This is a genomic window from Corynebacterium sp. ACRPH (assembly GCF_022347285.1).
Taxonomy (GTDB): Bacteria; Actinomycetota; Actinomycetes; order Mycobacteriales; family Mycobacteriaceae; genus Corynebacterium.
Map to the genome: position 1 here is coordinate 16,146 of NZ_JAKRND010000014.1, position 22,560 is coordinate 38,705.

Annotated in this window: 20 protein-coding genes; 10 read left to right on the forward strand and 10 right to left on the reverse strand. The window is 60.3% G+C overall.

The annotated features are described in order from the left end of the window. Position 1: 1 nt before the first annotated feature. The 3 genes from MHX66_RS08070 (at position 2) to pbp2m (ending at position 3,584) form a co-directional block, all read left to right on the forward strand. The gene (locus tag MHX66_RS08070) at positions 2-862 is read left to right on the forward strand and encodes a LysR family transcriptional regulator (RefSeq protein WP_012360809.1); all 861 of its coding nucleotides are present in this window, start codon (positions 2-4) and stop codon (positions 860-862) included. Then, positions 859-1,689 carry a serine hydrolase gene (locus MHX66_RS08075; protein ID WP_011273098.1) on the forward strand — a complete coding sequence of 277 codons (831 nt, stop codon included), beginning with the start codon at positions 859-861 and terminating at the stop codon, positions 1,687-1,689. The genes MHX66_RS08070 and MHX66_RS08075 overlap by 4 nt, the downstream gene beginning before the upstream one ends. Positions 1,690-1,802: 113 nt before the next feature. After that, positions 1,803-3,584 (forward strand): penicillin-binding protein PBP2M, encoded by a 1,782-nt coding sequence (gene pbp2m / locus MHX66_RS08080; RefSeq protein ID WP_239202064.1) that lies wholly within the window; start codon positions 1,803-1,805, stop codon positions 3,582-3,584. Between the two features lie 16 nt (positions 3,585-3,600). On the opposite strand, the gene MHX66_RS08085 is transcribed toward pbp2m, so the two are convergent. Both MHX66_RS08085 and MHX66_RS08090 read right to left on the reverse strand, forming a co-directional pair. Further along, entirely contained in the window at positions 3,601-5,181 is a 1,581-nt protein-coding gene (locus MHX66_RS08085; protein ID WP_239202066.1) for a helicase-associated domain-containing protein, read from the reverse strand. A gap of 111 nt (positions 5,182-5,292) precedes the next feature. After that, the gene (locus MHX66_RS08090; protein ID WP_239202068.1) at positions 5,293-7,887 is read right to left on the reverse strand and encodes a helicase-associated domain-containing protein; all 2,595 of its coding nucleotides are present in this window, start codon (positions 7,885-7,887) and stop codon (positions 5,293-5,295) included. Between the two features lie 179 nt (positions 7,888-8,066). Here MHX66_RS08090 and MHX66_RS08095 point away from each other — a divergent pair, with 179 nt between their 5' ends. Beyond that, entirely contained in the window at positions 8,067-8,255 is a 189-nt protein-coding gene (locus MHX66_RS08095; protein ID WP_005294448.1) for a hypothetical protein, read from the forward strand. A gap of 229 nt (positions 8,256-8,484) precedes the next feature. On the opposite strand, the gene MHX66_RS08100 is transcribed toward MHX66_RS08095, so the two are convergent. Then, positions 8,485-9,111, reverse strand: coding sequence for a resuscitation-promoting factor Rpf1 domain-containing protein (locus tag MHX66_RS08100; protein ID WP_005294445.1), 627 nt, complete (start codon positions 9,109-9,111; stop codon positions 8,485-8,487). A gap of 401 nt (positions 9,112-9,512) precedes the next feature. Here MHX66_RS08100 and MHX66_RS08105 point away from each other — a divergent pair, with 401 nt between their 5' ends. Next, positions 9,513-9,896 (forward strand): cold-shock protein, encoded by a 384-nt coding sequence (locus MHX66_RS08105; protein WP_005294442.1) that lies wholly within the window; start codon positions 9,513-9,515, stop codon positions 9,894-9,896. A 67-nt stretch (positions 9,897-9,963) separates the two neighbouring features. Here MHX66_RS08105 and MHX66_RS08110 read toward each other — a convergent pair whose 3' ends face one another. Continuing rightward, positions 9,964-10,557 carry a DUF2771 domain-containing protein gene (locus MHX66_RS08110; RefSeq protein WP_239202070.1) on the reverse strand — a complete coding sequence of 198 codons (594 nt, stop codon included), beginning with the start codon at positions 10,555-10,557 and terminating at the stop codon, positions 9,964-9,966. A gap of 73 nt (positions 10,558-10,630) precedes the next feature. Beyond that, positions 10,631-11,416 carry a glutaminyl-peptide cyclotransferase gene (locus MHX66_RS08115; RefSeq protein WP_239202073.1) on the reverse strand — a complete coding sequence of 262 codons (786 nt, stop codon included), beginning with the start codon at positions 11,414-11,416 and terminating at the stop codon, positions 10,631-10,633. A gap of 135 nt (positions 11,417-11,551) precedes the next feature. Here MHX66_RS08115 and MHX66_RS08120 point away from each other — a divergent pair, with 135 nt between their 5' ends. The 3 genes from MHX66_RS08120 (at position 11,552) to MHX66_RS08130 (ending at position 14,886) form a co-directional block, all read left to right on the forward strand. After that, a complete protein-coding gene (locus MHX66_RS08120; protein ID WP_239202075.1) occupies positions 11,552-12,295 on the forward strand; it encodes a DUF3027 domain-containing protein in 744 nt (247 codons plus the stop codon). Positions 12,296-12,508: 213 nt separating this feature from the next. Next, a complete protein-coding gene (locus tag MHX66_RS08125; RefSeq protein ID WP_239202077.1) occupies positions 12,509-14,002 on the forward strand; it encodes an NCS2 family permease in 1,494 nt (497 codons plus the stop codon). Between the two features lie 2 nt (positions 14,003-14,004). Further along, positions 14,005-14,886: an RNA methyltransferase gene (locus MHX66_RS08130; RefSeq protein ID WP_239202079.1), complete on the forward strand. Its 882-nt coding sequence runs from the start codon at positions 14,005-14,007 to the stop codon at positions 14,884-14,886. A 7-nt stretch (positions 14,887-14,893) separates the two neighbouring features. Here MHX66_RS08130 and MHX66_RS08135 read toward each other — a convergent pair whose 3' ends face one another. The 3 genes from MHX66_RS08135 to serC all read right to left on the reverse strand — a co-directional run bounded on the left by MHX66_RS08135 (position 14,894) and on the right by serC (position 18,275). Next, the gene (locus MHX66_RS08135; RefSeq protein ID WP_239202081.1) at positions 14,894-15,808 is read right to left on the reverse strand and encodes a hypothetical protein; all 915 of its coding nucleotides are present in this window, start codon (positions 15,806-15,808) and stop codon (positions 14,894-14,896) included. Positions 15,809-15,829: 21 nt separating this feature from the next. Next, positions 15,830-16,981, reverse strand: coding sequence for a septation protein SepH (sepH, locus tag MHX66_RS08140; protein WP_239202083.1), 1,152 nt, complete (start codon positions 16,979-16,981; stop codon positions 15,830-15,832). 136 nt (positions 16,982-17,117) lie between these two features. Beyond that, a complete protein-coding gene (gene serC, locus MHX66_RS08145; RefSeq protein WP_239202085.1) occupies positions 17,118-18,275 on the reverse strand; it encodes a phosphoserine transaminase in 1,158 nt (385 codons plus the stop codon). A gap of 361 nt (positions 18,276-18,636) precedes the next feature. On the opposite strand from serC, the gene MHX66_RS08150 reads away from it, so the two are divergent. Next, entirely contained in the window at positions 18,637-19,914 is a 1,278-nt protein-coding gene (locus MHX66_RS08150) for a citrate synthase (RefSeq protein WP_239202095.1), read from the forward strand. Between the two features lie 133 nt (positions 19,915-20,047). Continuing rightward, positions 20,048-20,407: an FKBP-type peptidyl-prolyl cis-trans isomerase gene (locus MHX66_RS08155; protein ID WP_034987009.1), complete on the forward strand. Its 360-nt coding sequence runs from the start codon at positions 20,048-20,050 to the stop codon at positions 20,405-20,407. 51 nt (positions 20,408-20,458) lie between these two features. Here the strand turns inward: MHX66_RS08155 and MHX66_RS08160 are convergent, their stop codons facing one another. Both MHX66_RS08160 and MHX66_RS08165 read right to left on the reverse strand, forming a co-directional pair. Beyond that, the gene (locus MHX66_RS08160; protein ID WP_239202097.1) at positions 20,459-21,679 is read right to left on the reverse strand and encodes an ABC transporter permease; all 1,221 of its coding nucleotides are present in this window, start codon (positions 21,677-21,679) and stop codon (positions 20,459-20,461) included. Beyond that, positions 21,676-22,557: an ABC transporter ATP-binding protein gene (locus tag MHX66_RS08165; protein ID WP_035005102.1), complete on the reverse strand. Its 882-nt coding sequence runs from the start codon at positions 22,555-22,557 to the stop codon at positions 21,676-21,678. Before MHX66_RS08165 ends, MHX66_RS08160 begins: the two co-directional genes overlap by 4 nt. Between the last annotated feature and the right edge of the window lie 3 nt (positions 22,558-22,560).

A 22,560-nucleotide genomic window follows, 5' to 3' on the forward strand; every position in this document is an offset into this window, starting at 1 on the left:
CATGATTGCTCAGACGGGAAATCTGCGCCAATGGCAGTATTTCGTGGCTTTAGCGGAGACCGGTAGTTTTACAGCGGCGGCTGCGCGACTGGGAGTGAGTCAGCCGCCTGTCTCCAATGCCATTAAGCGCTTAGAAGCTGGTGTAGGTACACCGCTATTTATCCGAGGGGCGGGGGAAGTGAAACTAACCGAGGCAGGGTTGACCTTGCTTCCATATGCCCGGGTGATTAATCGCGATCTTCAGACTATGCATTCGATGATTGACGGTATCCGAAGTGGTGCGCAAAGCGGGTTTCGTTTGGCCATCAGTAGTGCGCTTCCAAGCGAGATAGGATCGCGTATTGCAGCAAAGGCACAGCAGCATGATGGAGTAGTTTTGTCGTCACTGCCTTCTGTTGAGATTCTTGCCCGTGTTGAAGAAGGCGCTATTCATGCGGGGCTTGTTCAAGCTCCGGTTCCCTTGGGTACTCACCGCAGTGCGAGGCAGTTTTCTCTGTCACGTGATCTAGTGGTGCCGCCGGGGTATTCAAGGTTGGATAAGACCTTGTCTCAATTGAATCTGCTGGTGGAGAACCTGAATGACAATTCAAGTGCAGCCAGTGGTTTGGCGAGAGAGCTATTTCGGTCGGGTGTGTCTTGCGAAATTAATGATTCAGAGGATGCTCTAGGTAGGGGCTTATTGATTGGAAGAGGGGAGGGGATGTCTTTGGTATTTCGCGGTTTTCACCAGTTTGACAATGCTATTGAGCTTCCTTCCCGTTTCGATTTTTCCGTGGATGTAGTGGTTCGCCGAGGTGGGATGGACAATGGCGCCGAGGCCATGGCGGTCGCCGAAAGAATTTGTCGAAGGATTAACCAATGACTGCACGGATGGAGATGGCCCTGGAAAACGTGTTGACGCGGTCGGGGTGTGAGGGATGGTGGTGTGCATCGCGACTGCACGATGGGGTGACTATCGGACGCAAACAAGACGAGAAAATTACGGTGGCATCCTTATATAAAATCCGGCTCCTCCACCTCACTTTGGAAGCGATTCAACGAGGTGATCTGGATCCTCGTCTTCGTGTTGACGTTGCACCGTCCAAAGGAACTTACGAAGGGTATGGGTTCGCTGCCTTTGATGACGCAGTGAACGTGAGTCTCCGAGACTTAATGAAACAAGTCGCATCGGTGTCAGATAACGTGGCCGCCCACGAGATTTTGCGTCTACTGCCTGCGTGGGCTCGAGAAGCATTTCTTAAACGGTTTCCACCTCATTATGACTTGCAAGATCGGAATAGCTTAGTGACGGCGGAGAAACAATTGCGTCAATATGTTCAATCCCAAGGGGGGAGAAGTACAGATATAGCGTTTTCTGCAGTCTCTTCGTTGGCGGAAATAACTAATGACTTGGAACAGGTTTGGAAAGACGATAGTGCAGCGGTACGTCGATCTATGTGTGAACTCTTGGGGTTGCAGGTGTGGCGTCACCGTGTTCCTTCAGGCTTTCCTCCAAGCGGCGTTGATATCTATGGAAAAACGGGCACTGTAGGACTTCTCCATGGTGAAGCTTCGATTATCCAGGTTGAGGGCGAGGAGCCCATTGTGGTGTCCATCATGCTGAAACAGGTGGTGCCAGAACAAGCAATGAGTACTCACGATGGTGCTATTGGCGAAGTGGCTAGACTGCTCGTGGACGCTCTTCGTTAGAATTTCTGCCACTTGAATACACACTTCTACCATCGCCTATATGTGAATGAAATGAGACAATTGCATTATGTGATATTGGTGGCATCCAATGCGTCTCACTTAACGTCACTCCCATGATGACTAAGCACAATCGTTTCCGTCAGTCGGTGATTGCACTCTGTTCGCTCTCCGCAGTGATGTTGAGCAGCTGTTCAGCTCTACCGTGGGAATCAGACTCAGACGTATTTCTCAAAGCTTTCAACGCGGGAGATGACAGCAAGGCTGCACGGTATCTGGATCATCCAGACCCGGAGCGCGCCCTTCATGAATTTCGGCAGTCACTTCATGGTGTGAAGGTCAACATCGAAAAATCTGATATTTCCAATGGAAAGCAGAATACTCATGTGACTTGGTCCAAAGATGGTGTGGAGTTGGAGAGCAATGGTCGGCTCGTCCTTAGTGGACAGGATGGTAAGCCTCAATGGTTGCCTTCGATCTTCGAAGCTCAGTTGAGCGATGATTCCGCACTCTTTTTTGCTGAAGATAAACAGTACGATCTTCCAATTAAAGATCGCTTGGGCAATGAATATATGACCTGGACGAAAGTTATTCAGGTACGAGGTCGCAAAGACATAGCCTCTAGAGCGCAGGAATTGGCCCAGATTTTTGCACCAGTGTCTCCCACAACGACTAAGGAGTGGATCGAGCAGACCTTGGGAGAGTCTCAGGATGAAGACACCGTGCTCCTCACTTTGAGGCAGGAAGAATTCCGGAAGATACAAGAGCAACTTAGGACCTTTGAGGGAATTTCCACTGTGGAGCAGGGGCGTCTCTTAAGCGTGTCCAAAACTCTTAACTCTCCGCTGGATGCTGAATTGAACAAATATTGGGAGTCAGTGCTCGATGCTAATTCAGGATGGTCGATACGCGCTGAGAGTTCACAAGGTATGACGACGGTAGCCTCTGAGCCGCCTCGCCGAGTTCAGCCAATCGCAACCACTCTGGATAACACACTGCAAAGCGCAGCAAAACAAGCAGTGGACAGTGAGCAACGTGCCGCAGTTCTAGTCGTGCTCAATCCTAGAACAGGAGGTGTCCTTGCCGTTGCACAAAATGACAAGGCAAATAACCAAGGGCCAATCGCACTCACCGGGCTATTCCCACCGGGATCGACGTTCAAAACTGTGACCACAGCGGCGGCACTAGAGGCAGGGGCAGTCAGCATGGATGAGGAACTACCTTGTCCTAGCAATATCACCGTCGCTGGACGCAAGATTCCCAACGATCATGACTTCGATCTAGGTAGCGTTCGACTGGAAGAAGCTTTCGCCCAATCATGTAACACAACCCAAGCGGTCATTTCGGATCGTTTGGGAGAAGATGATCTGCAACGGACTGCTTTAGAACTCGGAATTGGCTCCGACTTCGACGTACCAGGGATGACCACACTTACTGGTTCGGTGCCGCGGACACCGGCTGGACCTCCTCGTGTGGAGGCTTCTATTGGACAGGGCGAGGTTCTAGCTAGTCCATTTGGGATTGCGCTCATGCAATCGACTGTCGCTAACGGCGGCTTGCTTGTTCCTCCACAGCTCATTCAAGGCGAACAGACAGTAGTGAATAAACAGGCAGACCAGCATGTCAGCGATACAACTATTCAAAGCCTCCGGACGATGATGAAATCAACAATTGACCACGGTTCAGCTAGGTCGTTGAGTGATCTTAGTGCACTTGGCGGAAAGACTGGTACAGCAGAAATTGATGGCAAGCTTTCCAATGGCTGGTTCGCTGGAACGACAGGGGAATTGGCGATTGCGTCCCTTGTAATCGAAGGAGATTCTTCTCAGCCAGCTGTGGAAATGGCCGGGCATTTCCTTCGCTCGCCGGATGTTCAGAAATTCTCTGGAATTCAATAAACTTGCGTCATAACCTCTAGCACGGCACGTCCACCGCAGCGATGCGGTGGGGTTGGATCGTGAGGCTCTCCCCGGTGGATTCGAGCACCGCGGAGATGGTGGAGGGGGTCATCATCACGATGGAGATCCAGTCATGGCTGGTGGCACCCGCATAGTCCACGTAGTGCAGGCGCACCTGTGTGCCCGCGGTATAGGCGCGGCGCAGCTCGGACATGATCTCCCGCGGCGAGCGGAAGGTCCGGGTGTCCGAGGCCTTCGTGCCGTCCGCCGGGTCCACGGCGATGGCCTGGTCGTGGGCGCGGCGAAAACCCTCCACGGCGCCGTCGATCTCCGAGGCGATCTCGGTGGAGTCCCCAGTGATGTCCATGATGTTGCGCTGGGGAGTATCCACGCGAGACGGGACACGAGCCGAGTGGGGTTCGGTGGCGGAGCCCTGCTGGAATGCCCTGGTGGCGTCGTCAATCAAATACCGCAGGGACTGGGGAACGGACGAGAGACCGCCGGGGAACATGCGATCCAGGAAGGCCTCGATGTCCTTCCATGGGGCGTCATAGCGCTTCGGCCCGATCAGGCTGAATACGTCGCCTTCGCGGCCGTCCTCGCGCACCGGGGTGGTGGTGAGCCCCAGACGGCGGCGAGACTGCAGGTCGGAAGTCATTCGGAACACCGGTGCGGGCAGCAGGTGTACCTCGTCGTAGATAATGAGCCCCCAGTCGCGGGAGTCGAAAAGCTCCAGCGCCCGGTACTCGCCCTTCGACTTGCGTGTCACCACCTGGTAGGTGGCAATGGTAACGGGACGGATCTCTTTCTTTTCGCCGGAGTACTCGCCGATCTCCTCCTCGGTGAGGGAGGTACGACGCACGAGCTCATCCTTCCACTGCCGCCCCGCGACGGTGTTAGTCACCAGGATCAAGGTGGTGGCTTTCGCCTTGGCCATGGAGGCTGCGCCGACCATGGTCTTGCCCGCGCCGCACGGCAGGACGACCACGCCGGAGCCACCTTCCCAGAAGCTTTCCGCAGCCATCTCCTGATAATCCCGGAGCTGCCACTGTTCGTGTTCCTGCGACAGTTCGATGGGATGTGCTTCGCCGTCGACATAGCCCGCCAGGTCCTCCGCAGGCCAGCCGACCTTCAACAGTTCCTGCTTGAGCCTGCCACGTTCGGAAGGGTGCACAGTCACGGAGTCTTCGTCGATCGCTGTGCCCAACATCGGCTTGATCTTTTTATGACGCTGGATCTCCGTTAGTACGGCCCTGTCCGTCGTTTCCAACACCAGCCCGTGCGCCGGGTGCTTGATAAGTTTCAGCCGCCCGTAGCGATCCATTGTGTCTGCAATATCAATGAGCAGTGGCTGGGGAACCGGGAACCGCGAATAGTTTTCGAGCACATCCATGACTTGTTCCGCGTCGTGGCCTGCGGCACGGGCATTCCACAGCGCCAGCGGGGTAATGCGGTAGGTGTGCACGTGCTCGGGTGCACGCTCGAGCTCTGCGAATGGTGCCAGCGCAGTACGCGCCTCCTGAGCTTGCTCGTGGTCGATCTCCAGCAGCACAGTTTTGTCGGATTGGACGATCAAGGGGCCGGTGCCGATGCTCACTAGCTGGATGCTCCTCACAGCGGGTTCGGGCTGCGGCACGAAGATCAAGGCCACAGCTACATTTTTGGGACAACCTACTATGTTAGCCCGTTCTTGCAACCGCCCTAGAGGTTAGTATTCGACGCTGCTAAGCCGGTGGGGTTGCACAGTGAAGCTCTCACCACTGATTTCCGAAACCACCGCAATAGTCGAGGGACGAATCATCACGATCGACACCTGGTCGCTCGTCTGTTTGCCCTCGTGATTGACGTAACTGATTCGCACAATCGTTCCGGAGGAATACGCCCGCGAGATAGCCGCCATCATTTCCTCGGCTGAGTGGACGACGCGGGCTCTGTCGCGTTGACTCTCCGCCGGGTCTGCGGACACACTCGCGACGTCTTTCATAGATCCGCTCATCAGGTCAACGGCGTGCTCGTGACTGCGTCGGAATCCTTCGATAGCGCCAGCGATGACGCTCTCGTCGGCGTCGGCGGACTGCAGCTCTTCCCGCGTTGGCGTAGCCACCCGGGAGAGCACAGGAGCATCGGCATGCGCCCGGCCACCTTCCAAACGCAATTGCACGCCCATGGCCTCCAGACGATCAGTCACAAACGAAAGCTGAGCAGCGGAAACGGCTACTGTCGGTGCGATCCTGCGCAGCCGGAGCCCGTCAATATCCGGCAGCGCCAGAATCCGATCCAGTGCCGCGGGATCCGTCACGCTCAGGTACATCTGAGCCACACCAGCGGTGGCCTGCGACAGGCTCCGCTCCGCGTCATGCAGCATGTAGCGCAGGGCCTGCGGAACGTTTTCCGTCCCGCCCAGCGCGCGGGCCTCCAGGAATTCCTCAATTTCCGCAGCGCCAAGCCCCGCCCGCAGCGCCCGTTCCACGGACTCCTTGGACATTCGCCAAACGCTGGCCATGCCGCCGGATTCTTGATCGCTGAACTTCGCCAGCATCGCCTGGTCGGCCGGGCGCAGCAGTCCCGGCGCCATGATCGTGTGGTCTGCCTGCACAATCAGCTGCTCCACCGGGGCAGGAAGAATCTCCGCCAGCGCGTCGGCCAGATCCACCACGGGGTTTGCTGACTGATGTGTGCTACCGCCCAGTACGTCGCGCAGTGCGGCCATCGCCCGGGTAGGTACGGTGTCTCTTCTTAATGACGCCAACACACCAACCTCTTTAGCCTCCTCCCACACTGCATCCCAGGCGGTGTGCGTGGTGCGCCAGGCCTCGCCGGGGCGCACGCGCCAGAGCTCTTGCTGGAGTTCGGCTGATTGGGGCGTGGGGGCGTCACTACCAAAAGTGCCAAGATCAGCGAACAGTGACGGGAAGGTTCGGCGTAGGCCGCGCGCAGCGTGTGATGCCGTACCAGCCTCGAAAGGGCGGACGTCCGGTTCGTCGACGAGCCAGGGAGCGTAGGCGCTGCCGGCCCAGCCGACTAGCAGGATCGCCCAGGCAGTGGCGGGGGAGGCCTCCAGGAAGTCGAGGGCGAGCTCCGTGGGCGCCCAGTAATCGCGCGCGGGCTGGCCGGCCGGGGTGGGAGTAGCTCGGCCGCGGCCGATGAGGTTCGCGTGGGCGAGCCATGTCAGCAGATGGAGGGTGGTTTCGGCGGGCTCGTCGCGGCGACGGGCGACCTTGTTCACCTCGCGGGTGCCGATACCGCCGGAGGAAAGGGGAACAATCGGGTTGCGGCCGAGATCCTCGATGAGGTGGCCGAGGTCTTGGATTAGCTGGATGGCCTGGGCTGCGCCGGCGTCATCTGCGCGAGAGCTTCGGGTAGAGCCAGAGCCGGTACCGGGGCCGGTATCGCCCGGGGTGTCGCTGACCTGGGGCGCAGCGATCGCTTGGTGAGGGGCAGCGAAGTACCCACCCGGATCGGCTATGAGCGTGCCATGCAAGAGCTGTTGCACGCGGCCCGTCAGGCGCGCAGTTGTATCGTCGAGCTGGTCCAAAATACCCCGGCGCACCAGGGTGGGCAGGGGTTTGGAGGGGTCCGCACCTTCGTGCAACGAGGCGGAGTGCCCTACGCCGCCCCCGTTGGCCAAGGTGGATAGCAACCGGCGCTGACGGGGTGGAAGATCTTCCACGACCTGGGGAAGCTCGGAGGTGGGGATGGGGCAGCGGGTGGAATCGACCAGCCGCCATAGCTGCTCCGTGGAGGGTTCAAACATGCGCGGCAGGTGGGGTGGGATCTTCAGCGGGGTTTGTGCGCTAGGCAGCTGCGTGGAGGGGAGCGTGAAGTCTGGCCCGAAAACCAGTCCCCAGTGGCAGAGGGATTGCACGGCAATGCGAACCTCGACCTCGCTCGGGCGTTGCGAAGTCGGCGTGCCGGCGATGTCAAAGAGTTCGTTTAGCATGACGTTGAGCTCCGCCACTGTGCGCGGATGGTGCACCGCATCGAGTTCACACGCTGCATGGCAGACGGCGAGCTCGAGGGAATTCAAGTGGAGTAGTGCCGGGTCGGGGGAATCCGCGAATAATTCCGAATGGCGGCTGCGGCCGGGGGTGGAAACAGCAGCGGAAAGGCTATCGAGCGCTGCACTGCTTCCAGTTAGGTTCTCCACGAATGTTGTGGGGTTCGATTCCAGCAAGCGAGTGAGCAGGTCCGCGAGTGCTCCATCCGACTGCCCGAACAGCCATTCTCCGTAGGAGGGAAACCCGCTGCGAAGAGAAGCAGGGGAGCTGTCATCGGCGGTAGAGTTCGCGGAGTTGTCATGCATAATCGCTCTATTTTAGCTGGAAATTCTACTACTTTCTGCCGTGGCAGCAGTTGAGCGGGGACTGTGCAGCGATAGTGCGGCGGTTCGGAACGTGAGGAATCCGGTAGAACGGGTGGGGGCGTGGGTAGAAATTGCCACTTCGTGTGTCCTTTTCCCTTCCGATGTGCAAAGATACAACTATGGCTAACGTTGAGAAGAAGGGCTATGTCGACGCAGGCTGGCCGACCGATATTCCAGAGGGCCGTCACGCTGTTACCGAGCTGGTGGCTGATACCGCGGGCGCTCTGAGCCCCTACGGTGACATCGAGTTTCCTGTCGATGCTTCCGAGCTTCCGTACGTGCACTCGTTCACCGTTATTAACAAGTAACTGAACTATCAAACTAATGAAGGTGGCGCGCCTCCCCACTGGGGGATGCGCGCCACCTTTCGCTTGCGACGACATCTGAGTTTGCCTGAGTCCACCTTCGGGACCATCGGATATATGGGGCAGCTTAGTCGAGTGCCTCGTAGGTGCTTTAGGTCCTAAGCTGTGTGATTACAAAAAAGCCGGGTCAGTACGCAGTGGCGTGCTGACCCGGCTTTAGCTAGATCTGCTCTTAGTGAGGCAGCACGGCCTGCAGCTGAGCGGAGTACTGCTTGTAGGTGTGGTTCAGGGAGTGCTTGTTGGCGTTGTAGTAGTCGGTGACTTCCTTCGGCACGGAGTAGCCGAGCTCCTCGATGCGCTTGACCAGTGCATCGTAGAACTTGTCTACAGCCAGAGCGTTGGAGTTGCGGGACAGGTCGCGAACAGCCTTTTGTACAACCGGAGCCGGAGCAGCCGGCTTTGCCTTCGGCTTTGCGGCAGCGTTGCGCGGGGTCGGCTTGGAGTTCAGGCCCAACTTGGCGGAGCAAGCCGGCCATGCGCCCCAACCCTGGCCAGCCAGAACGCGCTCTGCGACGGCGATCTGCTGCTCGCGGGTTGCCTGGTATGCGTACGGGGCGTACTGCTTACCGCCGTAGCCAGCCCAAGTGGACGGGCTGAACTGCAGGCCACCGTGGAAGCCGTTGCCGGTGTTGATGGACCAGTTACCGCCGGACTCGCACTGTGCCAGGCGATCCCAGTCGGAATCCGGAGCTGCGGAAGCGGTCGGAGCCAGCAGTGCAGAGGTTGCTGCTACTGCAACGCCTGCGACGGACAGACGGGCTGCGGTGGTGAAAGAGCTGGTCTTTGCGTGACGTGCCATATTTGCTGAGTTTCCCTTCGGGCGCCCTGTCTTGCTGATGGCGCCTTTTGTTTCGTTATCTCTTCAAGTTCCCTTGAAATCAGTGAACTTCTTGCTTCTGTGACGTCGAGCCGTTTGCTCGTTCGCCTTAAGGTCATGGGCTACGCTACTGGTTTGTCACGTTTGTGTCACGTTTTTGGCAAGATCCGACACTTATGTGGCGTTAAGGCGAATTTTTGAAATGCTCATTGACCTGGATTTTATCGGAATGAATCCATTTCGTTATAGTTTCGTAATGTGACAAAGATCACATTTAGAGTGTGACGTCTGTGACCTGTGTGATTTGTTGACGGGATTTGCCCTACCTCGGCATTCTCGCTAACCTAATGCATTCTATTGACTTCAAAGAATAGGGTGATCCCATGCCAACCGGAAAAGTGAAGTGGTACGACGCTGATCGCGGCTACGGCTTCGTCAGCAACCCTGGGGACGAGGACGTCTACGTCGGTTCCCAGGTGCTGCCCGACGGCGTCACCGAACTGGTCAAGGGCCAGCGTATCGAGTACGAGTTCATCGCCGGTCGTCGTGGCCCGCAGGTACACACTATGACGGTGTTGGACAACGGCCCCCGCCGTGCACAGCACAAGTACAACCCAGAGCAGCTTCACCAGATGGTGCAGGATACGATCACGCTGCTAGATAGCAGCGTGTTGCCAGTACTGCAGTCTGGGCGTCGGCCGGAGCACAAGGAGGCCCGCCAGGTGGCAGAGATCCTTCGTACCATCGCGCGCGAGCTCGATAGCTAGACCTCGATAGCCGAATCCCGGACTCCACTAAAACAACCCCCTCGCAACCCCCTCGAACTTGAGGGAGCTACTGGGCGATCTCGATCGACCAGATGGTTGCGTAGGGGGTTTGCTCGTCGTTGTCGTCCAAGCCGACCAGCATAGAATGCAGTTCCAAGACCTTGAGCTGTGGGGTGCTTCCATCATCGGCCTTCAGGGAAGCCTTCAGATCCAGCGTGACCTCCTCACGCTCGTAGCTCTTGTAGTAGTTGTCTTGGTTAGCGCCCGGCTCGTCGAAGATCTGCAGCAGCGACCAGTCGTGGTTGTACACATCCTCCGGCGGCTTCAGCGTTACCTTTTCGGCGTCCCCCACCTGCAACTTGTAGGGCTCAGAGGGCTTGCAGTCCGGATCGTCCAACTGGCAGACGGAGTAGGGTGCGATCTCGTGCTCCTTGCCATCGACCACAGCGATGATGCGTTGATCCTGCGGCAGCGTTTCGATCTTCCCGTCCTGCCAGCGGTTGTAGAGCAGCACGCCACCGATGACCACCACCACGAGGGCGACGATTGCCCCCATCGTCATCAGTTGCTTGCGCTGGGCGCGCTTGCGCTGCTGCTTCTTGGAAAGCTTCGGCGCGGGCTTAGCAGAAGGCTTCGGACTGGTTTTCTCTTGCTCGCTCACGCCTCCCGATCCTAATTCACTGGCCGGACAAGCCCTAACCCCTAGCTATCCTCCGAGCCCTCGTTAGGTGCTTTTAGCCCTGCGGCTCTTTAAAGCGCACCTCGTACATCTCGTCCCACAGCTTGCCGGTCAGGTAGAAGCGTCGGTCGTTTGGAGAGCTGCCCGGCACGACCGCGATGCCATTCAGCACGTCCGCGCCCTCTCGCTGTGCAGCGGGGAACAGCCCGGCGGTGTCCACGACATGCGTGACCTTCCCGTCCTCCGGGTCGATCTCCAGGATTGTGTCGGTCTGCCACACGTTGGCCCACACCTTGCCGTCGGCGGTGCACTCCAGTTCGTTGAGTTGGTCGGTGCCCTCCACCTCCACTGAACCGGTCTTGGCGAAGGTCTCGGGGTCACGGAAGGTCAGGGTTCCCGTGCCGTCACTCATCACCAGCCGATCCTGCTGAGAGCACAGGCCCCAGCCCTCGGTCTCGTAGTCTGCCCGGTCAATTTCCTCGAGTGTGCGGGCATCGCGCTTGATCGCGGTGTGTTCCTTCCACGTCAGTTGCCACGCCGTATCGCCGTGAATCGCCACGCCCTCGCCGAACAGGTCTTCGCTGAGGCTCTGTTCGTCCGTCTTTTCGCCTTCCAGATCCGTGTAGTAGATCTGCGATTCGCCGTACAGTCCCGTGCCGACCAGCAGTCGCCCGTCGTCGGCCGTCTCTACCCCCTGGGTAAACGCACCCTCGTCCCACGGATGTACCTCGTCGACCGTGACCTCGAGCATCGGCGCATCGTCGTACTCTTTAGCTGTAGTCCCTGGTTTTATTGCTGACGCCCCGTCGTCCGCACCGCACGCCGATAACACACATGCCATAGCCGCAGCTCCGACAGCTGCGAGCACCTGGGAAGTAACTCGCCCCTTGCGAGGCTGGGGGAGGGATGCGTGAGGGTGGCGTCGATAAGAGAACATGCAACCATCATGCATCACAGTGAGTGGGCGGCAGGCATAATGGTTCAGGTGAGTAAGAAGAAAAAGGCAGATCCGATTCTTTTTTCGGCGGAGGCTAAGGAAACAGCCCGCGCCGCGGTGGAAGAGGTAGGCGGCGACGAGGTGGGGAAGGCCCTCGGCATCGCAACGGACGGCGAGGGGTTGGGGATTTACCGCTACGCCAGCCGAGTGCCCGGCTACCGCGGCTGGGAGTGGGTCGTGGTGCTGGTGACGGTGCCGGGCAGTGGGGTGCTCACCATCAACGAGGTCAGTCTGCAGGCCGGCAAGCATGCCTCGCTGGCCCCGGAATGGGTGCCTTATGAGGACCGCGTGCAGCCGGGCGACCTGGGGCCGGGCGATACCCTCCCACCGCGCCGGGATGACGAGCGGCTGACAGCGTGGGCCAAGCTGCAGGATGGCGATGGCTTCCTGCGTAACCCACAGGCGGGCAACACACTTTCACACGAGGGGCTACGCCAAGCCCGCAAGCGCTGGCGCGAGGGGGACTACGGGCCGCGCTCCGAGTTCGCGAAGAAGGCAGACCTGCAGTGCGAAACCTGCGCGTTCTACTTGCCCATCGACAACGTGGAAAACGGCGTGGGCGTGTGCGCGAACGAGTACTCCGCCGACGGGCGCGTGGTACAGCGGGACTATGGCTGCGGCGCGCACTCGGCGACGGTGGAGGAATCCATCGGCGAGGAGCTCGGGGAGGGCACCAATAATTACGGTGTGTACGTCGACGAAGGCTTCTCGCGCTTCGAATAAATGGGGCGTCAGCCCCCTAGTCAGTCCAGCCAGTCCGGCTAGCCCTGGCTAACTCCCGCGCTCTTGGGGTGCCCGAACGGGTACCTAATAGTTGCATTAATGCCCTGCGGGGTGGTTACTTATAACTTGACGTTTCAAATTGTGGTGGCTGCCTACGGTTCTGCTGAAGGGTAGCTTCCGCGCTCAGACCGAACAGGTAGGGGAGAATTCCGCATGGCAGATGCACAGGCCGCCAAGGCCGCCAAGACAGAATCTGGGGAACCGCAGGACCGTGGCTTCCTAGATCGCTTTTTCCACATCTCGGAGCGCCACTCGACGGTGGGCACAGAGGTCCGCGGTGGTGTGGTCACGTTCTTCGCGATGGCCTACATCATCATCCTGAACCCGCTGATCTTGGGCACCAGCGCGGACATCAACGGCGACGAGCTGGGCACCGCCCGCGTGGCCGCGGTTACTGCCCTGGCGGCAGGCGTAATGACTATCGCCTTCGGTATCATCGCCCGCTATCCCTTCGGCATCGCCGCTGGTCTGGGCATTAACACCCTGGTGGCGGTCACTTTCGTCGGCACGGAGGGGCTGACCTGGCCGGAAGCAATGGGGCTGGTGGTCATCGACGGTGTCCTCATCGTGCTACTGGCCATCACGGGCTTCCGCGAGGCAGTGTTCAACTCGATCCCCGGCTCGCTGAAGGCAGCCATCGGCGTGGGCATCGGCCTGTTCATTGCAATGATCGGTTTGGTGGACTCCGGCTTCGTCCGCCGCATTCCGGATGCCGCGGGCACGACCGTCCCGGTTGGCCTGGGTATTAACGGCTCCATTGCTTCTTGGCCCACGTTCGTATTCATCCTCGGCCTGCTGATCTGCGGCACTCTGGTGGTCCGCAAGGTTCGCGGTGGCCTGTTCATCGGTATTGTCGCCAACACCATCATTGCCATGATCGTGGAGGCCATCACCCACACCGGCCCGTCCGTCGTTGACGGTGAACCGAACCCCGCAGGCTGGAGCCTGGCGGTTCCGCAGAGCCCGGATTCTCTGGGTGGCATGCCGGATCTGTCCCTGGTCGGCGCCGTCGATCTGTTCGGCGCTTTCACCCGTGTGGGCGTGCTGGCTGCCTGCATGCTGATCTTCACCCTGGTGCTGGCGAACTTCTTCGACGCTATGGGCACCATGACTGCGCTGGGCAAGCAGGCTCAGCTGGTTGATGAGGAGGATCGCCTGCCGAACCTGCGCACGGCCCTGATTGTCGAGGGTGGCGGCGCGATTGTCGGTGGTTCTGTCTCTGGCTCTTCGAACACTGTGTTTGTGGACTCCGCGGCGGGCATCGCCGACGGCGCCCGCACGGGTCTGGCCAACGTGGTCACCGGCCTGCTGTTCATCCTGGCGATGTTCTTCACCCCGTTGTACGAGGTCGTTCCGATCGAGGCCGCTGCCCCGGTTTTGGTGATCGTGGGTGCGATGATGATGGCGCAGATTAAGGACATTGACTTTACGCGCTTCGACATCGCTCTGCCCGCCTTCTTGACCATCGTGGTCATGCCGTTTACCTACTCGATCGCCAATGGCATCGGCGTGGGCTTTATTACTTACGTCGTGATGGCGCTGGTCGGTGGCCGTGCTAAGATGGTTCACCCGCTGCTGTACCTGGTGGCTGGGATGTTCGTGGTCTACTTCGCCGCCGATCCGGTGATGGATCTGCTGCGAGGCTAGCCATGGCAGACCTTTCGCCCATCCGGATCGATGACCCGCGCGACCCGCGCCTGGACGACTTTCGGAACCTCAACGCTTCCGACAAGAAGTCCGGCGAGCAGCTGATCATCGCCGAGGACACCTTGGTCGTCCCGCGTCTGCTGGCGAGCCGTTATCCGACCCGCGCGGTCGTGGGGTTCCCGGGAAAGCTGCGGGCGATCGAGGAGGAGCTGTCTCGCTCTCTTTCTGGTGATGACGCCACCTTCTCCGTGTTTGAGGTTTCCCGCGAGGTCTTGAAGGAGGTCGCGGGCTTCGATATGCACAGGGGCCTGGTCGCATCGGCGGATCGACTGCCGACGAGCACTGCCACAGGGGACGCCGGAACCAGCGCCGTGGAGGCGGTGCTGGACCACGTGGAAGAAGCCCCTGAAGCCAGTGGAGTGATTGCCGTGTTGGAGGGAGTGGGGGATCACGAGAATATTGGCTCGATTTTCCGCAACGCAGCGGGGCTCAACGTGGATGCTGTGCTATTCGGTGCGGCCACCGCCGATCCGCTGTATCGGCGCAGCGTGCGCGTCTCCATGGGGCACGTGTTACGCCTGCCGTGGGCGAAGTTCCCCGGCACGACGACCACCTGGCAGCGGGATCTGGAGTTGCTACAGAGGCGCGGCTACGAGGTAGTGGCGCTCACTCCAGCGGGGGACATCACGCTTCGCGAAGCCACTGAGACCGCCCGCGAGCGGAGGAAGAAGGTAGCGGTGATGGTTGGCGCGGAGGGGCCCGGATTGACGGAGCACGCCATGCGTGCTGCGGATGTTCGCGCCAGTATCCCAATGGCCCGTGGTACTGACTCGCTGAACGTGGCCACGGCGGCGGCCATCGCCTTTTACGAAGCAGTGCGTTAGGGGGGGACTATTCCCCGCGACTGCGGCGGCGTACTTCGTCGCCAATCTTCTTGGAGGCTCCGCGCAGCCCCCGCAGGCCAGCGGAAAGCCCCCTGCGAGCCCCCTGGCCCAGGGAATTCAGCACGTTCTTGGCCACTTCCGCGCCGCTGGGTTCGCTCTCGCGGGACGGGGCAGCATAATCGTCGTAGCCTTGCTCATCGTCGTAGACGGAGACCATGTCGTCCGGTGTGGTGCGCCCATGCGTCAAACCGTCGTATTCGGAGGACTTCGCCTCTGGCCGGCCGTCGACGGCAAAAGCTGCAATGGGCAGTGCCGGCCCGGAGGCGGAGACCGCAAATCCGAGCCAGGCCTCGATGGCTGCGGCGGCCAATTCCGCGGGGATGAAAGGCAGTTGGATGCCACTGGCCTCGGTGTTTCCGCCCCAGTAGTCAGATTCGAACTCGCCGGGCAAGCCGATGTCCTCAAACACGGTTTCGCGGGTGGCGCAGAAAGAGCGCTTGAGTTGGCCACCTGCCCAGTGGGCGAAGCCACCGAAAGTTTCGTCGACCTCCTTGGAGGCCGGGTCTCCACCGTCCCCGGGCTTCGTCGAGGCCGCGGTTTCCGGGTCTGCTACCACGCAGGAAGCGTACACATCGGCGGCGCTGACTAGCGTGCGGTAGCGTTCCGGTAGTTCGGAGAGCTTTCGCAGGTCAGGGATTACCGTTTGCACTACGGATAGCCCCGGGTAGCCGCCGATGTAAAACTCATCGGTGCCGGGGGTTGCGCTACGGGTCATGTCGAAGTCGCCGATGTGCGTCAGCGGCCAGGCTGGGTTCAGTTGTGCCAGGTACTTGCGGGCAAAGCCACGGTCGACCTTATGCTCCTGGTTCACCACGGTGCTGGGGTTGGCAGCATTTACAAACCAAAGGGTCACCAGGGTCACAGCAGTGGCTCCTTCTATCGCTTAGTTCTTTTTCTTGGGGTTGGTGCGCACGCCCAACAGGACATCCTCCCAGTGTGGGGTGACGGCCTTGCGCTTGCGCTTCGGCTTCGCGGCCTTTGTATCGGGGTGCATTAGGAATTCATTATCTCCGCGGCCGCCTCGCTCCGCAGGGGAATCGCCGCCAGCGGGGGGAGTGTCCTGCGCTGCGGGAGCCTCGGGGGCTCCGGCCGCGTCGGATCGATTGCTCTGCCGACCCCAATCGGCCTGGTCGTCCTCCCAGTGCTGATCCTCGGGAGTCTGCGTTGGGTGCAGCAGGGGAGTCACCGGGGAAACGCTGCGTACCGGCTGCCCGTAGCGCGGATTCACCAGGTCGCCCGCGATGCTGTTGTGGGGGTGCGCCAGTGCCTTCTCCGAGCCGCGTAGCTCGATGATGAACTCCGCGGTGTGCGTGTTAGTGCGCCCTGCTGCATCCTTTTCCCAGGACACGGTGACGATCCACTGCTTGGTGGTGTTTTGGTAGGCATCCCATTCGGCGTCCGAAAGAGATTCTCCGTGCGCCGCCAGAGCAGTGGCCAGAACCTCCCACAGCGGTTGGTTCGATACGCCATCTCCGTTTACCGGCAGTGCCGCGTGCGCGAGCTCTGCGATGCGTGCGCGCTCCTGCAAGATCGGCCAGGCGTAGGGCTCGATGCGGGACTCGTCCGTGTCCGCTTCGTCCGCTAGCTCGGCGACGGTAGCGCCGTGGCGGATGCGGTCCTGGATCACGCGCGGGGACATCGAAATCCGGGTGCGGTGTGGACGCGCGTTGGGGCGATCCTGTCCGCGCCCTTGGAACAAGGGTGCCACCTCGGTTTCCGTCGTTTCTTCCTCAGCGGGGGTTGCCGCTTGCTCCTCCTGGCGGGCGTCTGCAGCATCCGCAGCGGCATCGACTGTGCTGGTCGTACTAGCGGTGTCGGTGCCGGAACTTTCGGAGGTGCCGGAGGGAGCATCGCCTTCGGTTTCTGCGGAAGCGCTGCCCGCACTGGCCGTGGGGGCGTCACTAAGAAAAGCGCGCAACTCGTCGGTGACGGGCAGAAAGTACTCGGCGATAGGGCCGCCGACGGCGGGGTCAACGGCGCGCAGCACGAGCGACGAGGCATCGCTATCGGCGACGACAAATTTCAGCTCTTGCAACGTGGCCTCCTGACGGATGATGCGGCAAATGACGGCGGTGTTATTAACATCACCCTCCAACCTTAGCTAAAAGCACGGTTGGAGGGTGAGCGGATTCAGTAGCTAGACGAAGGTGAAACAGTAGCCAAAAAATGGGCTACTTGGCTGCGTGGCCACCGTCGAGGATGAAGTCGATGGCGCCGGTCAGCTTCTTGACGTCCTCCGGGTCGATGGCCGGGAACATACCAATGCGCAGCTGGTTACGGCCCAGCTTGCGGTAAGGCTCGGTATCCAGAATGCCGTTGGCGCGCAGGATCTTGGCGATCTTGGCGGCATCGATGCTCTCGTCGAAGTCGATGGTGCCGACAACGAGGGAGCGGGCATCCGCGTCCTGCACAAACGGGGTGGCCTCTGTGCGGGCGTCAGCCCAGTTGTACAGGGTCTTGGAGGACTCGGTGGTGCGGGCCACCATGCCGTCCAGGCCACCGTTGGCGTTCATCCACTTCACCTGGTCGTCCAGCATCAGCAGGGTAGCGACGGCCGGGGTGTTGTAGGTCTGGTTCTTGCGAGAGTTATCCACGGCGGTCTTCAGATCCAGGAAGGCCGGCACATAGCGGTCGGAAGCGGCGATTTCTTCCACACGTTCCAGGGCGGCGGGGGAGAAGGCTGCCAGCCACAGGCCACCGTCGGAGGCGAAGCACTTCTGCGGGCTGAAGTAGTAGACGTCGGCCTCGTTCATGTCGACAGGCAAGCCGCCGGCGCCGGAGGTTGCGTCGATAGCGACCAGGGTGTCGTCCGAAGCGGCCTGCGGGCGGGTAACCGGAACCATCGCGCCGGTGGAGGTCTCGTTGTGCGCCCAGCCGATCAGGTCGGCATCGGTGCCGTCCAGCTCGCTCGGGGACGGAGCGGTGCCCGGCTCGCCTGCGACGACCTGCGGCTCGTCCAGCCACGGAGCCTTCTTGGAGACGCTGGCGAACTTGGAGGAGAACTCGCCGTAGGTCAGGTGCGCGGACTTGTTGCGGATTAGGCCGAAGGAAGCGGCATCCCAGAAAGCGGTGGCGCCGCCCAGGGAGAGGACGATCTCGTAGCCCTCCGGCAGGTTGAACAGCTGGGACAGGCTTTCGCGTACGGAACCGACGACGTCCTTCACGCCAGCTTGGCGGTGAGAGGTGCCCAGAATGGCGGCGTTGTCCTGGATTGCCTGCAGCTGGGCTGGACGAACCTTGGACGGGCCACAGCCGAAGCGGCCATCTGCGGGAATGAACTCCGCGGGAAGGGTGGGCAGGGTGTTTTGGTCGTTGGCAGGTGCGTTCATCTTTCCCTCTGATCGCTCGTATTTTTTGCGCTTGACTTTATAGGGTAGACCTTCGCGCCAGGCCCATGGCCTAAAGGTGTCAAAAATATAAGAATAGCGGGTGGTGAAGCTTTGTTTTACCCCCGTATCAGCCCGGCAGACTGTCATGTGGGTCACATAGGCATTACAGTGTGCCGTATCCCCCCGTCGGCTTTGCTATGCAAGTAACGCCATACGGGGAAGCCCTAAAGCGGCTACAATTTACAAGTGAAACCGTGAATCTGTGTTCCGCTCCATCGGTGCCGGCGCAAGCTTCTACCAAAAGTAATCGCTGCAACATTCGCTGCGGGCAGGCACGTGAACATTTCAGAAAGGGATGTCAATGGCTACTGATAATCAGGACAAGGCCGTTCTCCACTACCCAGGTGGAGAGTACGAAATGGACATTGTCCACGCCACCGAAGGTAACGACGGTGTTGCACTGGGTAAGATGCTGGCTGAAACTGGCTTGACCACCCTGGACCCCGGCTACGTGAACACCGGTTCCACCAAGTCCGCCATCACCTACATCGACGGTGCAAACGGCATCCTGCGCTACCGCGGCTACGACATCGCCGACCTGGCTAACAACGCAACCTTCAACGAGGTTTCCTACCTGCTGATCAACGGCGAGCTGCCGAACAAGGAGCAGGCAGAGGAGTTCAACACCAACATCCGCAACCACACCTTGCTGGATGAGGACTTCAAGGCGCAGTTCCGCGTGTTCCCGCGCGATGCTCACCCGATGAGCGTTCTGGCTTCCTCCCTGAACATTCTGTCCACCTACTACCAGGACTCCCTGGACCCGCTGAACCCGGATCACCAGAAGCTGAACACCTACCGCCTGATGGCGAAGGTGCCGATGCTGGCTGCCTACGCTTACCGTGCTTCCAAGGGTAAGCCGTACATGTACCCGGATAACTCCATGAACGCGCGCCAGAACTTCCTGCGCCAGATGTTCGGTTACCCGACCGAGCCTTTCGAGGATGACCCGGTAGTCACCAAGGCTCTGGACAAGCTGCTGATCCTGCACGCTGACCACGAGCAGAACTGCTCCACCTCTACCGTCCGCATGGTTGGTTCTTCCCAGGCCAACATGTTCGTCTCCATCGCCGCAGGTATCAACGCACTGTCCGGTCCGCTGCACGGTGGCGCCAACCAGGCCGTTCTGGAGATGCTGGAGGAGATCCACGCTAACGGTGGCGACGCTACCGAGTTCATGAACCGCGTGAAGAACAAGGAGCCGGGCGTTAAGCTGATGGGCTTCGGCCACCGCGTCTACAAGAACTACGACCCGCGCGCGGCCATCGTCAAGGAGTCCGCACACGAGATCCTGGATCACCTGGGTGGCGACCACCTGCTGGATCTGGCTATGAAGCTGGAAGAGATCGCGCTGGCTGATGATTACTTCATCTCCCGCAAGCTCTACCCGAACGTTGACTTCTACACTGGCCTGATCTACCGCGCCATGGGCTTCCCGACGGACTTCTTCACCGTCCTGTTCGCCATGGGCCGCCTGCCGGGCTGGATCGCTCACTACCTGGAGCAGGTCAACGATCCGACCGCGAAGATCAACCGTCCGCGCCAGATCTACACCGGCGAGGGTGCGCGCAAGCTCTAAGAACTCTCTGTTCTTTTCTTGGTGACGCCCCCTTGGGTTCAGCTACGCAATGCGTATGCCCCCAAGGGGGTGTTTCGCGTTTTGCTAGGGTGGGGGTTCGAGAAGCTATCAGTTTTCGAAGGAGACTTCCCCCATGAGTAAACCGCAGATCGACCTCTCGAATGGCCCCGCACCGAAGGACCTGGTGATTGAAGACCTGGTGATCGGCGAGGGTGCAGAGGCCGTGCCGGGTGGCATGGTGGAGGTGCACTACGTGGGAGTGGACTTCGAGACTGGCGAGGAGTTCGACTCTTCCTGGGATCGGGGCGAGTCCATCGAATTCCCCCTGTCCGGCCTGATCGAGGGCTGGCAGGAGGGCATCCCGGGCATGCGCGCCGGCGGTCGCCGCAAGCTGACCATTCCCCCGGAGAAGGCGTACGGCCCGGCCGGCATGGGGCATCAACTATCTGGCCGTACGCTGGTCTTTATTATTGACCTGATCGCCGTGAACTAAGGCGCCCGATCGCCTTAAACTAGGGCGCCTGATCGCCGTGAATTTGGGCGATTAGGCACCCTTCAGCGCCTTGGCCCAGCTCATCTTCTTGCCGTTGTTCAGGATGGAATTGCGGTAGACGCGGGCTACCAGCAGAATCACCAGAACCGTCGTGATGGCGGCAACCAGGAAGCTCAGCAGAACCTGCGGCAGGCTCATTGTGCCCGCCGCCATGTTCATCGGGGCGACCGTCAGGCTAAACGGCGGCACCCAGCCCAGCACCTGCATAAACGTCGATTCCATGTTGCTGAGGCCGAACAGTGGGGCGTAGGTCATACCCATAATGAACAGCAGGATCGGAGCCTGGGTGGACTGCAGATCCTCCGTACGGGAAACTAGAGAGCCCGCTGCCGCGTACAGGCTGCCGAAGAACAGCATGCCGATGCAGAAGGCCAGCAGCATCAGAGCCACCACTGTGTAGTCGAAGTCCACGTCCCCCAACAGCCCGGAGACGGAAACTGCAACCGCGCCGATGACCAGGATGATTGCGGTGCCGATGAAACCGAAGATAGTGTTGCCGATGATCTTGCCAGCCAGGAAATCCATCGGGCGGGCGGAAGCCAGGATGATCTCCACCACGCGCGAGGACTTCTCCTCCGTGATGCGCCCGCCGACGTTCGCGGCGAAGAGGATGATGAAGTAGGCCATCAGCATCACGCCGACCATGGCGGTGACAATCTGCGGCCCGTTGGCCTCCATCGCGTCATCTGCCTTCAAGTCCACGGTCTCCAGCTGCACGGAGGGCGTGGCGTCGGCGAACTCCTCGGGGGAAACTCCCACCTTGTTTAGCGCTTCGGATTGCGCGTGCGCATTGATCGCAGCGCTAACAGTGCTGAGGATCGCGGGGTCGGGCTTTCCTTCCGCGAGCAATTCGTAGCCCGAATCAGTTTTCACCAGGGCTGCATCGAGGTCCTCGTCAGTCACCTTAGAGGAAGCCTCATCGCGGGAGGCCACGGTTTCCGCCTCCACGCCACCGGAACCTTCAGTCCCCTCTGAGGCACCTTCGGTGGAGGCTGGGGCGGCGTCAATAAACTCCTTCTCAATCCCCACAAGGCCGAGCTTCGGGGTTTCGTTGTCGTCGTCCTTGTTGGCGAACCATGCGCCGGCAAACACGCCGATGAGCATGACGGCGATGACGACAATCAAGGAGAACATGATCGCCTTGCTGCGGGAGGCCACCTGGATCTCGCGCTTGGCGACGGTGGCGATGGTGTTCGGGGAAGAATAACTCATGATTCGACGACCTCCTGGAAGAGCTCTGCAAGGTGCGGGATACGGCGGGAGAACGAGTGGACCGGGCCGACAGCCATCGCAGCCTGCAGGATCTGCTGATCCAGGTCCGTAGTTTCGGCCTCGAGCAGCACGCCCTCGCCAAAGTCCTCTACCAAGCGGGTGCCCTGGGGGTACCAGCCGCGCGCCGGAGTGCGCACCTCGTAGACGATGGGGCCGCGGGTACGCAGCTCGTCGACGGTGCCTTCGGCTTTCATGCGTCCCGTGGCGATGATGCCCACGCGGTCGCACAGGCGCTGCACCAGATCCAGCTGGTGGGAGCTGAACAGCACCGGCACGCCTGCGTTGCAGCGCTCGACAAGCAAGTCGCTCATGACGTTCACGGCTACGGGATCCAGGCCGGAGAAAGGCTCGTCCAGGATCAGCAACTCCGGATCGTGGATCAGCGAGGCCGCCAGCTGGACGCGCTGCTGGTTACCCAGTGACAGCTCCTCCAGCTTGTCGTCCGAGCGCTCGGCTAGGCCGAGCTGTTCCAGCAGGCCGTCCGCGTTCTTCCCGGCGGCTTTGTCGCTCAGGCCGTGGAGGCGGGCGAAAAAGCGCAGCTGGTCGCCGATCTTCTCCTTCGCGTACAGGCCGCGCTCTTCCGGCATGTAGCCAATGCGGCGGCGCAGGTCATCGTCGATCGGCCGATCGCCCATGAGCACTTCGCCGCTGTCCGCCGCGAGCACTCCCAGTGCGATGCGCATGGTGGTGGACTTGCCGGCACCGTTGGAGCCGACGAAACCGTACATCTCACCAGGCTGTACCTGGAGCGTCATGTCGTGGAGGACTTGGTGGTCCCCGTAACTCTTATTGAGGTTGTTGATATAGAGAGCTTCCATATA

Bases quoted from the DNA above. Each gene is read 5' to 3' on its own strand.
- MHX66_RS08090 (WP_239202068.1), bottom strand. From the start codon at position 7,887: ATGCATGACAACTCCGCGAACTCTACCGCCGATGACAGCTCCCCTGCT.
- serC (WP_239202085.1), bottom strand. From the start codon at position 18,275: ATGAACGCACCTGCCAACGACCAAAACACCCTGCCCACCCTTCCCGCG.
- MHX66_RS08100 (WP_005294445.1), bottom strand. From the start codon at position 9,111: ATGGCACGTCACGCAAAGACCAGCTCTTTCACCACCGCAGCCCGTCTG.
- MHX66_RS08120 (WP_239202075.1), top strand. From the start codon at position 11,552: ATGGTTCAGGTGAGTAAGAAGAAAAAGGCAGATCCGATTCTTTTTTCG.
- MHX66_RS08115 (WP_239202073.1), bottom strand. From the start codon at position 11,416: ATGGCATGTGTGTTATCGGCGTGCGGTGCGGACGACGGGGCGTCAGCA.
- MHX66_RS08165 (WP_035005102.1), bottom strand. From the start codon at position 22,557: ATGGAAGCTCTCTATATCAACAACCTCAATAAGAGTTACGGGGACCAC.
- MHX66_RS08095 (WP_005294448.1), top strand. From the start codon at position 8,067: ATGGCTAACGTTGAGAAGAAGGGCTATGTCGACGCAGGCTGGCCGACC.
- MHX66_RS08075 (WP_011273098.1), top strand. From the start codon at position 859: ATGACTGCACGGATGGAGATGGCCCTGGAAAACGTGTTGACGCGGTCG.
- MHX66_RS08105 (WP_005294442.1), top strand. From the start codon at position 9,513: ATGCCAACCGGAAAAGTGAAGTGGTACGACGCTGATCGCGGCTACGGC.
- MHX66_RS08155 (WP_034987009.1), top strand. From the start codon at position 20,048: ATGAGTAAACCGCAGATCGACCTCTCGAATGGCCCCGCACCGAAGGAC.
- pbp2m (WP_239202064.1), top strand. From the start codon at position 1,803: ATGATGACTAAGCACAATCGTTTCCGTCAGTCGGTGATTGCACTCTGT.
- MHX66_RS08160 (WP_239202097.1), bottom strand. From the start codon at position 21,679: ATGAGTTATTCTTCCCCGAACACCATCGCCACCGTCGCCAAGCGCGAG.
- MHX66_RS08125 (WP_239202077.1), top strand. From the start codon at position 12,509: ATGGCAGATGCACAGGCCGCCAAGGCCGCCAAGACAGAATCTGGGGAA.
- MHX66_RS08150 (WP_239202095.1), top strand. From the start codon at position 18,637: ATGGCTACTGATAATCAGGACAAGGCCGTTCTCCACTACCCAGGTGGA.
- MHX66_RS08070 (WP_012360809.1), top strand. From the start codon at position 2: ATGATTGCTCAGACGGGAAATCTGCGCCAATGGCAGTATTTCGTGGCT.
- MHX66_RS08130 (WP_239202079.1), top strand. From the start codon at position 14,005: ATGGCAGACCTTTCGCCCATCCGGATCGATGACCCGCGCGACCCGCGC.